The organism is Streptomyces durocortorensis, from assembly GCF_031760065.1.
Classification (GTDB): Bacteria; Actinomycetota; Actinomycetes; order Streptomycetales; family Streptomycetaceae; genus Streptomyces.
Genome location: NZ_CP134500.1, coordinates 6,971,454 through 6,984,388, shown reverse-complemented (window position 1 = coordinate 6,984,388; position 12,935 = coordinate 6,971,454). Strand labels below are relative to the sequence as shown.

The following is a 12,935-nucleotide window of genomic DNA, read 5'->3' as shown; positions in this document are numbered from 1 at the left end:
CGACAGGACGGTTCGCCGCAGGTGTTCAGCGGCGTCCACCCCCACATGTTCCGGGCTCGGACGACCGGCCGACTATACGCCCCCTGTATACGCAGGGCGTATAGTCGCCCCGGGTGCGGGCCCGGCACCGCGCGGAAGGCACCCATGCAGACCAAGGCACTGGCGCCCGAGTACCAGGGCGCTCTCACCAAGATGTCGGTGAACGCCTCCCTCACCGACGTACTGGCCGAGGGCCTACATCATCTGAAGCAGGCCGAGCTCTCCGGATCGCAGGAGGAAGTGGCGCGTTCCGGTCTCGCCGTGGCCGAGGCACACCGCAGGCTGGGGCAGGTGGCGGAGGCGGACCGGGCCTGGAAGGCCAGCTACCGGGCCGCGCGGGCGGCCGGGAACACCGGGGCGATGGCCTGGGCGCTGTGGAGCGGCGGCACGCTGGCGCGGCAGCGAGGGGCGCTGCGCCTGGCGTTCCGGCTGCTGGGGCTCGCCGCGGAGCTGGGCAAGCGGGGCGGCGACGTGGTCGCCCGGGGCTACTCCCTGGCCGGTCTCGCCGAGACCGGCCGTATCCAGGGCGACTACGCGACGGTCGCGACGCTGCACGAACAGCTGCTGGCCGAGGCACGCGCCCGGGGCGAGGCGCGGCACACGGTGTGGGCCCTGGAGGGCATAGCGCAGATCCACCGCAACACCGGCTCCCTGGACACAGCGTTGGAGATGTTCGAGGAGGCGGCCGCCCTGGCGGGCGACGCGGACGACCGGCGCGGCCGGGCCTGGGCACTGCGCGGCATCGCCGACATCGTTTCCCTCCGGGACGGCGCGACCGGGCGCGCACTCGATCTGCTCTCCGAGGCCGAGGCCGCCTGCCGCGCGATGAACCTCTCCAGCGCGCTGGCGTACAACCACAAGATGCGGGCCAACGTGCTGTTCCGGGCCGGGCGTTACGAGGAGGCCCGCGCGGTCTACGAGCAGGCGCTCGGCGAGTTCCGGGCGATGGACGAGCTCCGCGGCGAGGCACTGGCATCGCTCGGCCTGGTCAAGGCGCGGGCCAGGCTCGGCCGGGACCGCGCGGCCACGGCGGCCGACCTGGACGGGCTGCGTGTCCGGCTGGACCGGATCGGTCTGCTGAACGCCCGCGAGATGGTCGAGAAGGCGTACGCCGAACTAGGCGTGGAACCGGCCCTGGTGGACGAGGCGGACGAGGGGAACGGCCGACGATGACGCCCTCCACGACCCGCCGGACGAGCGCGCCACGCATACTGGACCGGTGCCGCGAGCTCGTCCGCCCGGCGCTGGTGGAGTCGGTGCGCCGACTGCATCCCTGGCATGCGGAGACGGCGGCCTTCTCGCTGGGCTGGAGCGGGGTCGGCGGTGACCCGGTGCCCGGCTCGCAGGGCAAGGGCGTGCGCCAGGCCCTCGCGGTGCTCGGCGCGGAGGCCGCCGGGGGCTCCGGGGCGGACGCGGTGCCCGGCGCGGTCGCCGTCGAGCTGATCCACACCTTCTCCCTGATCCACGACGACATCATGGACGGCGACGAGACGCGCCGCCGCCGCCCGGCCCTGTGGAAGGCGTACGGCACCGGCCCGGCGGTCCTCGCGGGGGACGCCCTGTTCGCGCTGGCCGTCTCGACGCTCGCGGAGTCTCCCGGGCCCGGCGGTCCGGCGGCGGTGCGGCAACTGGCGGGCACCCTGGGCGAACTGGTGCACGGTCAGGCGCAGGACCTGTTGTTCGAGTCCCGGCCGTGGACCGGCCCCGACGCCGTCCTGCCACAGGAGTACCGGGCGATGGCCACGCACAAGACGGGTTCCCTCCTCGGCTGCGCGGCCGCCGTGGGCGCGGTGCTCGCGGGCGCCCCGCCGAGCACGACCGAGGCGCTGGACCGGGCGGGGCGCCATCTGGGGGTGGCGTTCCAGGCGGTGGACGACCTGCTCGGTATCTGGGGTGATCCGCAGGTCACGGGCAAGCCGGTGCACAGCGATCTGCGGCGGCTCAAGAAGACGTACCCGGTGCTGGCGGCCCTCGCGGCCGACCACCCGGCGGCCCGGAGCCTGCAGGCCCTCCTCACCTCCGCCGATCCCCTCGACGGCCCGGCGGCCCGCCGGGCGGCCGAACTGATCGACGCCGCCGGGGGGCGCCGCGCCACGGCGGCCGAGGCCCAGGAGCACCTGACCGCCGCCCACGACTGCCTGGACCGGGTGGAGCTCGCCGAGGAGGCGCGCGGAGACCTGCTCACGCTGATCCCGTATCTCGTCGACCGCACCGGCTGACCCGGGGCCGTCCACCGGCGGAAACCGGTGGACGGCCCCCGGTCTTCGCCTGGGAGGATGGGCGGGCCAGGTCGTGTCCGGACAACCCATGGGGCTGTCCGTCCGCGTACGCCCCGACGGAAGTCCCTCCCCCGATATGACGGCTCTCCCCGCTCCCGTGCAGGCGCTGCTCGTCATCGACGTCCAGTCGGCGTTCGTCACCGGGAAGCACGCCGTGCCCGACGCGCCCCGGCTGCTGGACCGGGTGACGGATCTGGTCGCCGGGGCCCGGGAGGCCGGGGCGCTCGTGGTGCACCTCCAGAACGACGGACCGGCCGGGGCGCCGGACGAGCCGCACACCCCGGGGTGGGAGCTGCACCTTCCGGTCCGCCCGGGCCCTGCCGAGAGCGTGATCCGCAAGGAGGAGGACGACGGCTTCGAGGGGACCTCGCTGGAGGACGAGCTGACCGCGGCGGGGGTCCGGGCGGTCGCCGTCTGCGGGATGCTGTCGGAGATGTGCGTGCTGGCCACCGCACGCCGTGCCCTGGAGCTGGACTTCCGGGTCGTCCTGCCGCACGACGCCCATGCCACGTACGACATTCCCGCCGCGCCGGGCATCAGTGAGCCGGTCCCGGCGGCGATGGCGTCGCGGGTCGCGGAGTGGGCGCTCGGCGACGAGGTGGAGATCGTCGCCCGTGCCGAGGACGTCATATTCACGAACACGGGAACGGCGTAACACGAGAACGGCGTAATCGCCCCACCTAGATGGTGCCGCCATCCGGTGCGGCGAACGGCGGAGTGCGGCACGCCGGAAAGGGGAGGAGAGACCGCCCGCTAATCCGCGCGCGAAGCCCTCTCAATTCCGTGCGGCCGCACTCCGCAAGCCCTTTCGCCGCCTGACGGCGAAGCTTTCGCGGCCCTGCGGGATTTCCTCGCGCGACCACCCGGACGGTCCTGTCGTCCGGTTACTCCCCATGTGGTCGTATGAGCGAGTCACGCGCACCATTTCGCCACATCTCTGCCAAAGTGCACTTCGGCTTTACTCACCGGATTGAACGAAGAGAGCCGTGCGTGCTGCAGATGTGTCGTACTGAAGAAAGACAATTGACGGTCCTTCATTTGGTTCAGCCCGTCGACGGTGGAGTGGCCAGGGTCGTCACCGATCTCGTGCGGGCCCAGGCCGGGTCCGGGCTGCGTCCCGTGGTGGCCTGTCCGCCGGGGAGTCCGCTGGCCGTCGGGGCGGCGGCGGCCGGTGCGGAGGTGCACGGCTGGGCGGCCACCCGGGCGCCGGGGCCCCGGCTGGCCGGTGAGGTCGCGGCCGCGCGGCGGATCGTCCGCGTCAGCCGCCCGCACGTGGTGCACGCGCACAGCGCCAAGGCCGGTCTCGCGGGGCGGATCGCCGTACGCGGCCGGGTACCCACGGTGTTCCAGCCACACGCCTGGTCGTTCGAGGCGGTCGGCGGCCGCACCGCCGGACTCGCCCTCGGCTGGGAGCGGTTCGGGGCCCGCTGGGCCGATCACATCCTCTGTGTCAGCGAGTCCGAACGCCGCACCGGCCAGGAGGCGGGCATCGCGGCCCGCTGGTCGGTGATCCACAACGGCATCGACCTCGACCGCTTCCGCCCGGGCGGCGAGGCCGACCGCATGGCGGCCCGCGCCTCCCTGCCCCTGCTGAAGGGGATCGCCCCGGACGCCCCGCTCGTCGTCTGCGTCGGCCGACTCACCCGGCAGAAGGGGCAGGATGTCCTGCTCGGGGCCTGGCGGCGGCTGCGGGTGGCCGGGGCACGGCTGGTGCTGGTGGGCGACGGGCCCGACCGGGAGGAACTGGAGCGATCGGCTCCGCCCGGTGTCCTGTTCACCGGAGCCAGCGAGGACGTACGGCCGTGGATCCACGCGGCGGACGTCCTTGTGCTGCCCTCGCGCTGGGAAGGCATGGCACTGGCTCCCCTGGAGGCCATGGCCTGCGGCCGCGCCGTGGTGCTGACCGATGTGAACGGGGCGCGGGAGAGCCTGCCGCCCGGTCACGAGGAGCACTGTCTCGTGCCGCCGGAGGACCCCGCGGCGCTCGCCTCGGCGCTGACCTCGCTGCTCACCGACCCGGAGCTGCGCGAGGCGGTGTCCCGCGGGGCGCTGAGCCATACCCGGGCGGCCTTCGACGTACGACGCACCGCGGGGGCTGTTGCCGGTCTCTACCAGGAACTTGTCGGCATGTCCGGACCCACCACGAGGAAGCGCACCGAGCGATGACGATGGAGAGTGCACCGGTTCCCGGCACCGCACAGGCGACAGCCGTGCAGGCTCACACAGTTCATCCGCCGCGAAGAAGCGACGGAAGGACCCGGGTGCGGCGCGGCGAGCGCCGTGGCGTCCGCTGCGGCCGGGTCGTACAGCTCCTGTGCGTCGACGCCCTCGCGCCCGTCGTGACGTTCGCGCTGGTCGTCCCGGCGTCGTGGCCCTGGGCGGTGGTGGCCGTCCAGGCGCTGGCGCAGGTGTTGTTCTTCGCCCGTCGCGGGCTGTACCGCAGGTGCCTGTCCCCCTCGGTGCTGTCCGAACTGCCCGCGCTCCTCGGCCTCGCCCTGCTCCAGTGGTACGTGACGATGGAGGTGCTGGACGTCTGGGCCCCGCAGCACGCGATCGGGTGGGCGGTGCTCGCGTACGGGGCCGGGGCGCAGACCGCGCTGACCTGTGCGGGACGTGCGTTGGTCCACCGGGCGCGGCAGCGGGCGGCCGCCCGGCGTCCCCGGTCCACGCTGGTCGTGGGGAGCGGTCCCCTGGCCCGTCAGGTGACGTCGGCCCTGTACCAGCACCCGGGGTACGGGCTGCGCCCGGTCGGTCTGGTCGGCGGCGGGGACGAGGAGCTTCCGGCGGACTCCGGTGCCCTGCCGCTGCCGGTCCTGGGCACCCCGCAGGAGGTGGGGCGGGCCGTGGTGCAGAACAGTGTGCGGCACGCGGTGTTCACCGCCCCGCCCGAGGCCACCCCGGACGGCGCCGCTCTCTTCGCCCTGCTGACCGGGTACGGCTGCCGGGTGTGGCTGGTCACCGACCCCGGCGCGGGGGCCGTGCCCGCGCGGGGGACCGGCCGCCCCGACCATCTGTGGGGCTTCGGGGTGCGGCTCCTGGACGACGGCGCGCGCCGTCCGCTGGGCCACGGGGTGAAGCGGGCGACGGACGCCGTCCTGGCCGCGTTCGGTCTGCTGCTCGCGGCCCCGGTGATGGCTGCCTGTGCCCTGGCGGTGCGGCTCTCGGACGGGCCGGGCGTGATCTTCCGGCAGGAGCGCATCGGCCGGCACGGGCGCCCGTTCGTCCTGCTGAAGTTCCGTACGCTGCGGCCCGCGGACGCCCAGGAGTCGGCGACCCGGTGGAACGTGGCGTCCGACGGGCGGATGAGCCGCGTCGGCCGGGTGCTGCGCCGTACCTCGCTGGATGAGCTGCCGCAGCTGTGGAACGTCCTGCGCGGCGATATGAGCATGGTCGGTCCGCGCCCCGAACGCCCCTTCTTCGTCGCACAGTTCAGCCGCGCCCATCCGGGATACCAGGCGCGTCACCGGATGCCCGTCGGCATCACGGGTCTGGCCCAGGTGAACGGGTTGCGCGGGGACACCTCGATCGAGGAGCGGGCCCGCTTCGACAACCGCTACATCGAGACCTGGTCGCTGTGGCAGGACGCGTGTGTGCTGGCCCGGACCGCGGGTTCCCTCTTCCGGCTCGGAGGCAGCTGACGATGGCCGCCACCCTGACTCCGCCCGCCCCGGCAGCGTCGGCCGGGCCCCGCGCCGCTCCCCGTCCGTCGCCGGGCGGGTGGCGGAGCCGGTGGCCGCTGCTGCCGCTGATCGCGACGGTCCTGCTGCCCGCCCTGCCCCACGGGGTCTTGGGCGGGGGCGGCGGACCGGCGGTCGGACCCGCCGACATCGCGTCCGGCATCGCGGTGCTGGTGTGCGTGGGGCGGCTGCTGTACCTGCGTCAGCGCCCGCTCGGCGCGGCGGCCGCGCTCGTCCTGGGCCTGCCCGCCGTGGGCTTCGCGGTGGCCACGGTCACGGCGGCGGACCCGGCGGCGGCCCTGCCGGGCCTCGTCCGCTATCTCCAGGTCTTCGTCCTGGTGCCCGTCGCCGTGTTCCTCCTGCTCAAGGACGCCCACGGGTTCCGGATCGTCGCCGGTTCGCTGGTGGTGCTGGCGGTGGTCCAGGGCGTCACGGGCGTCCATCAGTACGTCACCGGGACCGGCGCCTCCTACATGGGTGAGGAGATCCGGGCGGTCGGCACCTTCGGGCCCAGCGACATCATGGGCATGGCCACGGTGGTCGCCTACGGGCTGCTCGCCGCGGCGGCCTGCGCGCTGCGCACCCCGGGGTCCGCCCCGGCCTGGCTGCGGCCGTGCGCCGCCGTCGTGGCCGTCGCGCTGATCGTGCCCCTGACGCTCTCCTTCAGCCGGGGCGTGTGGATCGCCACGGCCGTCGCGGTCCTGGCCGCCCTGGCGCTGACCGGACGGCGCCAGGCGCTGACGTCGCTGGCCGTGCTGGGCGCGGCCGGGGTGGTATTGGTCGGCGGTTTCGGCATCGGCTCGGAGATGATCGCGGAGCGGGCCGCCAGCGTTACTCAGGTGACCCGGGCCCCGGACCGGTCGGTCAGCGACCGGTACGCCATGTGGAGCGCGGCGGGCTCGATGTGGCGCGAGCAGCCCGCCACCGGGGTGGGCCTCAAGGGCTTCGCCGACCACCGCGACGCACACGCCTCGATCGGGCTCTCCTCGGGCAGCGACACGGCCGGGGCGGGCCAGGAGTTCCGCAGGCAGGCACTCCTGTCACCGCACAACATGTACCTCCTCATCCTCTCCGAACAGGGCCTCATCGGTCTGACCGCCGTCCTCGGCAGCTGGGCGGCGATCCTGGTCGGAGCCGTACGCAGACTGGCACAGGCCCGGCCGCGCGGACACGCGGCGCTGGACTGCGGTCTGGCGGCGGTCGCCCTGATGACCTGGCAGAGCGTCAACTTCCTGTACGCGGACATCGGCGGGCCCACCACCGTACTGAGCGGTGTGGTGCTGGGTCTCGCCGCCTGGTGGGCGCTGGGCGAGCCGGACCGGGACCGGGTGAGCGCCGCATGAGCGAGTCCGGTACGGGCACGGAGGCCGAGCCGCGCACGGCGGGCGCGGCCGCCCCGACCCTGCTCCCGGCACCCGGGTCCGGCCCCGAAGGGCCCCTCGCGCCCGGCACGGAGGCGGAGCCGACGGGCGGTGAGGCGCCCCGGCTCGGGTCCTTCCTCGCCCGTGCGGCGGCGGCGACGGCGGTACTCACCGTGCTGGGGGCGGTCCTCGGCCTGGTGCGGGACCAGGCCATCGCCCGGTACTTCGGCGCGAGCGACGCCAGCGACGCGTTCCTGATCGCCTGGACCGTGCCCGAGATGGCGGCGACGCTGCTGATCGAGGACGGGATGGCGCTCCTGCTCGTCCCCGCGTTCAGCCTGGCCCTGACCCGGCGGGCGGCGGACGAGGGCAGGGGGGAGTCCGACCCCGTACGGGATCTGGTGGCGGCCACGCTCCCCCGGCTCTTCCTCCTGCTCTCCGGCGGCGCGGCCCTGCTCATCGCGGGCGCGCCGTGGGTCGTGGGCGTCCTGGCCCCGGGGCTCGCCGACCCCCGGCTCGCGGTCGACTGCACCCGGCTGACCGCGGTCACCGTGCTCACGTTCGGGATCACCGGCTACTTCAGCGCCGCCCTGCGCGCGCACCGCAGCTTCCTGCCGCCCGCCGGGGTCTACGTCGCGTACAACATCGGCATCATCGGCATGACGCTGGCCCTGCACGCGGTGTGGGGGGTGCGGGCGGCCGCGGCGGGGGTCGCGGTGGGCAGCGCGCTGATGATCCTGACCCAACTTCCCATGTTCCTGAAGCTGGTGCCCCTGGCCCGACCTCGCCTGCCACGGTTCCGCCGACGCAGACGGCGGGCCGCGCCCACCGCTCCCCTGCTGGGCTTCGCGGTGCTGGCACCGGTGGTGCTGTTCGTGGTGAGCCGTCAGTCCCAGGTGCTGGTCGAACGGTTCCTGGCCTCCACCCTGCCCGCCGGGGCGATCTCCCATCTGAACTACGCGCAGAAGGTCGCGCAGATGCCGATGGTGCTGTCGCTGATGATCTGCACGGTGACCTTCCCGGTCGTCGCGCAGGCCATGGCGGCCGGGAACCGGGAGAAGGCCCGGCTGCGGGTCGAGCGGGATCTCGCGCTGGCCGGGATGGTGGTGCTGCTCGGCACGGCCGTGGTGCTCGGCTACGCCCCCCAGATCATCGAAGTGCTGTTCCAGCGTGGCGCGTTCGACGTCTCCGACACCGAAACCACCGCCCAGGTGATGCGGGTGTACGCGCTGGGCCTGCTGGGCCACTGCCTGGTCGGCGCGCTGAGCCGGCCGTTCTTCTCGTCCGGGCGGCCCACCTGGTTCCCGGCGTTCGCCATGGGCACCGGGCTGATCGTCACCATGGGGGCCGGGTACGCCCTGACGTACCGCTTCGGCGTCGACGGCATCGCGACGGCCAACGCGATCGGGATCAGCACGACGGCGCTGCTCCTGCTGATGGGGCTCGGCACCCGCGTGGTGCCGATCCGGACGCGGGCCGTCGCGTTCTCGCTCGGCCGGCTGGCCGGGGCCGCGCTGGCGGCCGGGGCCGCGGGCTGGGCAGCCGCACCGCTCGTCCCCGATCCGCTGCTGAGCCTGGCCGCCGGCTGCCTCCTCGTCCCCTCCGTGTTCTTCCTGACCGGGCTCGCCCTGCGCTCGCCCGACGTCGCTTCCCTGCTGGCACTCATCCGACGGAGGTTTCTTGATGGCCGCTGACCGCTCGGCGCGTTGCGCCGACGCTCCCTCGTCCCGGCTCCGCCCGCACACCCGCCGTCAGCCGTGGATCCTCACGTACCACTCGGTGACGGACCCGAGTGACGACCCGTACGGCATCACCGTCTCCCCCCGGCGCCTGGACGAGCAGCTGTCCTGGCTGCGCAGCAGAGGACTGACCGGGGTGGGGGTGGCGGAGCTGCTGCGCACGGAGGCGGCGGTGCGGCGCGGGCTGGTCGGGCTGACCTTCGACGACGGATACGCGGATTTCCTCGGCGAGGCGCTGCCGGTGCTGCGCAGGCACGGCTGCCGGGCGACGGTCTTCGTCCTGCCGGGCCGGCCGGGCGGGGTGAACGAGTGGGACCCGCTGGGCCCGCGCAAGCCGCTGCTCACCCACGAGGACGTCCGGCGGGTCGCCGCCGCAGGCATGGAGGTCGGCTCGCACGGTCTCTACCACCAGGATCTGACCACGCTGACGGACCAGGAGCTGGGCCGCGAGACGCGCGACAGCCGGGCGCTGATCGGGGATCTCACCGGCACGCTCCCGGAGGGGTTCTGCTACCCGTACGGCATCCTCGACCGGCGGGTCACGGCCGCCGCCCGCTCGGCGGGTTACGGCTACGCGTGCGCGCTGGCGCCCGGCCCGCTGCTGAGCCGGTTCGCCCTGCCCCGTACCCACATCAGCCAGGCGGACCGGGGCGTACGGCTGTGGGCGAAGGACCTGCGGCACGGGCTGCGGCACGGGGCGGTGCCCGGTACGGGGTCCCGGGCCGCCGCGCCCGAGCGGACGGGCGGCCGACGGTGAGGGCCCTGCACATCATCACCGGGCTCGGGGTCGGCGGCGCCGAGCAGCAGCTGCGGCTGCTGCTGCGTCATCTGCCGGTGGAGTGCGACGTCGTCACGCTCACCAACCCGGGCGCGGTCGCGGACGGGCTGCGGTCCGACGGCATCCGGGTGACCCATCTGGGGATGCGCGGCAACCGGGATCTCTCGGCGGTCGGCCGGCTCACCCGGCTGATCCGGGAGGGCCGCTACGACCTGGTCCACACGCACCTGTACCGGGCCTGTGTGTACGGGCGGATCGCGGCCCGGCTCGCGGGGACCCGGGCGACGCTGGCGACCGAACACTCCCTGGGGCGCGCCGAGATCGAGGGCCGCCCGCTCACCCGGTCCATCCGCTCCCTCTACCTGGCCACCGAACGCCTCGGCGCGGCCACCGTCGCCGTCTCCTCCACCGTGGCCGGGCGGCTGCGGGACTGGGGGGTGCCCGCCGACCGTATCCGGCTGGTGCCCAACGGCATCGACGCGGACCGGTTCCGCTTCGACGCAGGGCGGCGGGCGGCGGTGCGGGCGGCGCTGGATCTCCCGGGCGAGGCGTTCGTGGTCGGTGGCGTCGGCCGACTGGTGCCCGGCAAGCGCTTCGACGTACTGCTCCGGGCGGTCGCCGCCCTGCCCGAGGCCCGTCTGCTGCTGGCCGGGGACGGTCCGGAGGCCGGGGTGCTGCGGGCACTGGCGGTCCGGCTCGGCGCGGCGGACCGGATCCGGTTCCTCGGGGAGTGCGACGAGGAGGGCGGCGGTCCGGTGCCCGGCGTTCCGGCGCTGCTGAGCGCGCTCGACGTCTTCGTCTCCACCTCCCGCGAGGAGTCGTTCGGGCTGGCCGCCGTGGAGGCGCTCGCGGCCGGTCTTCCGGTGCTGCACGACGCCTGCCCGGCCATCGACGACCTGCCCGCCGCCCACGCCCCGGGCGCCACCCGGATCGCCGGGAGCCCCGAGGAGCTGACGGCCCGGCTGCGGCAGCGGATACAGGACCGCGCCGACCGGATGCCGCCGCCCCGGGCCGTCGGCCACTACGACATCAGGCGCAGCAGCGAACGCCTGATGGATGTCTACGCGTACGCCCTCGACACCGCCCCACCGAACCGGAGAGCCTTTTCATGACCGAGTCACCCGAGCAGCAGCGCCACGCCGTCGTCCGTCGGCTGCGCACCGCCCTCACCCGGCTGCCCCACTGGTGGCCCCTGCCCGTCTGCGTCCTGCTCGGCACCGCGTCCGGGCTCTCGTACGGCGCGTTCGCCTCCCCGCAGTACGAGGCCACCAGTTACGCGATGGCGGTCGCCGAGGAGGAGACGGCTCCCGCGGCGGCGCTGGGCTACGCGCAGTCGTACGGGCGTCTGGTCACCAGCGACGCGACGCTCTCGTACGCGCAGGGCGCGGCCGGTGAGCCGATGCGCGAACTGCGGTCCCACGTCCGGTCGGAGACCTCTCCCGACTCGCCGATGATCGCGGTGACCGGGACGTCCGAGGATCGGCGCAAGGCCGCGGACATCGCCAACGCGGTGATCGAGGCGGTCATCGTGAGCAGCGGTCATGTCTCCAAGGACACCGGGGTGAAGCTGATCAAGTTCACCCATGCGATGACGCCGGACCAGCCGGTGTCGCCGTCCGTTCCGCTGGGCACGGCCGTGGGGGCCGCCGCGGGCGGTCTGCTGGGCGGTCTGGTGCTGCTGGTGCGGCCGCGCCGGGCGGGCTGGAGCGTCTCGGCGCAGGTGCCCGCGCCGGCCGCCGCCGAGGGGGGCGTCGCCCAGGACGAACGGGAGCTGGTCCGATGACGGCGCACCGCACGGGCGCCATCGCCGTGACCCTGTGCCGGGACTTCCGGGAGTTCGGCGCACTCGCCGGGGAGTGGGACGCCCTGCACCGGCGCTGCGCCACCGCCACGCCCTTCCAGAGCCACGCCTGGCTGCATTCGTGGTGGATCTCCTACGGTCAGGAGGGCCGGCTGCGGGTGCTGCTGGTCCGCCGGTCGGGGCGGCTGATCGGGGCGGCCCCGCTGATGCTGGTGCACCGTCCGATGCCGTTGCTGGTCCCGATGGGCGGGGCGATCTCCGACTTCTTCGACATCCTGCTGGACGAGGAGGAGGCCGGTTACGCGGTCGGGGCGTTGCAGCGCGGTCTGGACCGGGCGGCCCGCCACACCGTGGTGGACCTGCGGGAGGTCCGGCCGGACGCGTCGGCACAGCTGCTGTTCGGGCGGTGGCCGGGGGCCCGGAGCAGGCTCACGGACTCGACGTGCATGGAGCTTCCGGCCGAGCCGCTCGGCGATCTGGTGGCGCGGCTGAGCGGCTCGCGGGGCCAGCGGCTGCGTTCCAAGCTGCGCAAGGTCGACGCCCTGGGCGTCGAGGCGCACCGGGTCCCGCAGGACGGGGTGCCCGCGGCGATCGGCACGCTGCTGCGGCTGCACGAGCGGCAGTGGGAGGGCCGGGGCGTCAACCCGGAGCACCTGAGGGCACGGTTCTCGGACCATCTGATCCGGTCGGTGGGGCGGATGGTGGGCGACGGCACGGCGGCCATGACCGAGTTCCGGCTGAAGGGCGAGGTGGTGGCGTCCAACCTGTCGTTGCAGTCGGGGCATCTGACGGGCGGCTATCTCTACGGGGCGGACCCGGCGCTTCGCGAGCGGAAGGTCGATGTGTCGACGATGCTGCTGCGCGAGGTGGCCCAGCAGGCCTCGGACAGCGGGCGCGAGGTGCTGAGCCTGCTGCGCGGCGCGGAGAGCTACAAGAACCACTGGCAGCCGGTGCCCGTGGTCAACCAGCGGCTGCTGCTGGCCCGTCCCGGGCTTGAGCCGCTGCTGCGGCTGCGCGAGTCGCAGGTGGCGGTGCGGGAGCGGGCGGTGGAGACGGTGAAGGCCCGGTTCCCGGCTGCGCGGGACTGGCACGAGCGGCTGACCGGGCTGCCGGTGATCGGACGCTGAGACGTGGCGCGCGGTCCGGACGGTGACGCCGGGGATATCCGTCGGAGAGACCACATATGAGCTGATCCGTTACCGTCCGGCGATTTTCGCGTTGTCAGGGGGTGCGGGCCTCGTGTCCGCAGCACACCCCCCTT

Annotated in this window: 11 protein-coding genes; all 11 read left to right on the top strand. The window is 74.2% G+C overall.

Going from position 1 to position 12,935, the window contains the following annotated elements; genetic code table 11:
• Window positions 1–144 precede the first annotated feature (144 nt).
• The 11 genes from RI138_RS30785 to RI138_RS30735 all read left to right on the top strand — a co-directional run bounded on the left by RI138_RS30785 (window position 145) and on the right by RI138_RS30735 (window position 12,801).
• Window positions 145–1,212 carry a tetratricopeptide repeat protein gene (locus RI138_RS30785; RefSeq protein ID WP_311122537.1) on the top strand — a complete coding sequence of 356 codons (1,068 nt, stop codon included), beginning with the start codon at window positions 145–147 and terminating at the stop codon, window positions 1,210–1,212.
• Window positions 1,209–2,258 (top strand): polyprenyl synthetase family protein, encoded by a 1,050-nt coding sequence (locus tag RI138_RS30780; RefSeq protein ID WP_311122536.1) that lies wholly within the window; start codon window positions 1,209–1,211, stop codon window positions 2,256–2,258. Before RI138_RS30785 ends, RI138_RS30780 begins: the two co-directional genes overlap by 4 nt.
• 136 nt (window positions 2,259–2,394) lie before the next feature.
• Window positions 2,395–2,973: an isochorismatase family protein gene (locus tag RI138_RS30775; protein ID WP_311123066.1), complete on the top strand. Its 579-nt coding sequence runs from the start codon at window positions 2,395–2,397 to the stop codon at window positions 2,971–2,973.
• A 335-nt stretch (window positions 2,974–3,308) separates the two neighbouring features.
• Window positions 3,309–4,484: a glycosyltransferase gene (locus RI138_RS30770; RefSeq protein ID WP_311122535.1), complete on the top strand. Its 1,176-nt coding sequence runs from the start codon at window positions 3,309–3,311 to the stop codon at window positions 4,482–4,484.
• Window positions 4,481–5,956, top strand: a complete 1,476-nt coding sequence (locus tag RI138_RS30765) for a sugar transferase (protein ID WP_311122534.1) — start codon at window positions 4,481–4,483, stop codon at window positions 5,954–5,956. The genes RI138_RS30770 and RI138_RS30765 overlap by 4 nt, the downstream gene beginning before the upstream one ends.
• A gap of 2 nt (window positions 5,957–5,958) precedes the next feature.
• Window positions 5,959–7,338 (top strand): O-antigen ligase family protein, encoded by a 1,380-nt coding sequence (locus tag RI138_RS30760; protein ID WP_311122533.1) that lies wholly within the window; start codon window positions 5,959–5,961, stop codon window positions 7,336–7,338.
• Window positions 7,335–9,050 carry a murein biosynthesis integral membrane protein MurJ gene (murJ, locus tag RI138_RS30755; RefSeq protein ID WP_311122532.1) on the top strand — a complete coding sequence of 572 codons (1,716 nt, stop codon included), beginning with the start codon at window positions 7,335–7,337 and terminating at the stop codon, window positions 9,048–9,050. The genes RI138_RS30760 and murJ overlap by 4 nt, the downstream gene beginning before the upstream one ends.
• The gene (locus tag RI138_RS30750) at window positions 9,040–9,852 is read left to right on the top strand and encodes a polysaccharide deacetylase family protein (protein ID WP_311122531.1); all 813 of its coding nucleotides are present in this window, start codon (window positions 9,040–9,042) and stop codon (window positions 9,850–9,852) included. The genes murJ and RI138_RS30750 overlap by 11 nt, the downstream gene beginning before the upstream one ends.
• The gene (locus tag RI138_RS30745) at window positions 9,849–10,985 is read left to right on the top strand and encodes a glycosyltransferase (protein ID WP_311122530.1); all 1,137 of its coding nucleotides are present in this window, start codon (window positions 9,849–9,851) and stop codon (window positions 10,983–10,985) included. Before RI138_RS30750 ends, RI138_RS30745 begins: the two co-directional genes overlap by 4 nt.
• Complete coding sequence (locus RI138_RS30740; RefSeq protein ID WP_311122529.1) at window positions 10,982–11,656, top strand: YveK family protein; 675 nt, start codon at window positions 10,982–10,984, stop codon at window positions 11,654–11,656. The genes RI138_RS30745 and RI138_RS30740 overlap by 4 nt, the downstream gene beginning before the upstream one ends.
• Window positions 11,653–12,801, top strand: coding sequence for a GNAT family N-acetyltransferase (locus tag RI138_RS30735; protein ID WP_311122528.1), 1,149 nt, complete (start codon window positions 11,653–11,655; stop codon window positions 12,799–12,801). Before RI138_RS30740 ends, RI138_RS30735 begins: the two co-directional genes overlap by 4 nt.
• Window positions 12,802–12,935 lie beyond the last annotated feature (134 nt).

Excerpts from the sequence above, each read along its gene's own strand:
- RI138_RS30785 (WP_311122537.1), top strand. The coding sequence starts at position 145 with ATGCAGACCAAGGCACTGGCGCCCGAGTACCAGGGCGCTCTCACCAAG.
- RI138_RS30780 (WP_311122536.1), top strand. The coding sequence starts at position 1,209 with ATGACGCCCTCCACGACCCGCCGGACGAGCGCGCCACGCATACTGGAC.
- RI138_RS30775 (WP_311123066.1), top strand. The coding sequence starts at position 2,395 with ATGACGGCTCTCCCCGCTCCCGTGCAGGCGCTGCTCGTCATCGACGTC.
- RI138_RS30765 (WP_311122534.1), top strand. The coding sequence starts at position 4,481 with ATGACGATGGAGAGTGCACCGGTTCCCGGCACCGCACAGGCGACAGCC.
- RI138_RS30760 (WP_311122533.1), top strand. The coding sequence starts at position 5,959 with ATGGCCGCCACCCTGACTCCGCCCGCCCCGGCAGCGTCGGCCGGGCCC.
- murJ (WP_311122532.1), top strand. The coding sequence starts at position 7,335 with ATGAGCGAGTCCGGTACGGGCACGGAGGCCGAGCCGCGCACGGCGGGC.
- RI138_RS30750 (WP_311122531.1), top strand. The coding sequence starts at position 9,040 with ATGGCCGCTGACCGCTCGGCGCGTTGCGCCGACGCTCCCTCGTCCCGG.
- RI138_RS30740 (WP_311122529.1), top strand. The coding sequence starts at position 10,982 with ATGACCGAGTCACCCGAGCAGCAGCGCCACGCCGTCGTCCGTCGGCTG.
- RI138_RS30735 (WP_311122528.1), top strand. The coding sequence starts at position 11,653 with ATGACGGCGCACCGCACGGGCGCCATCGCCGTGACCCTGTGCCGGGAC.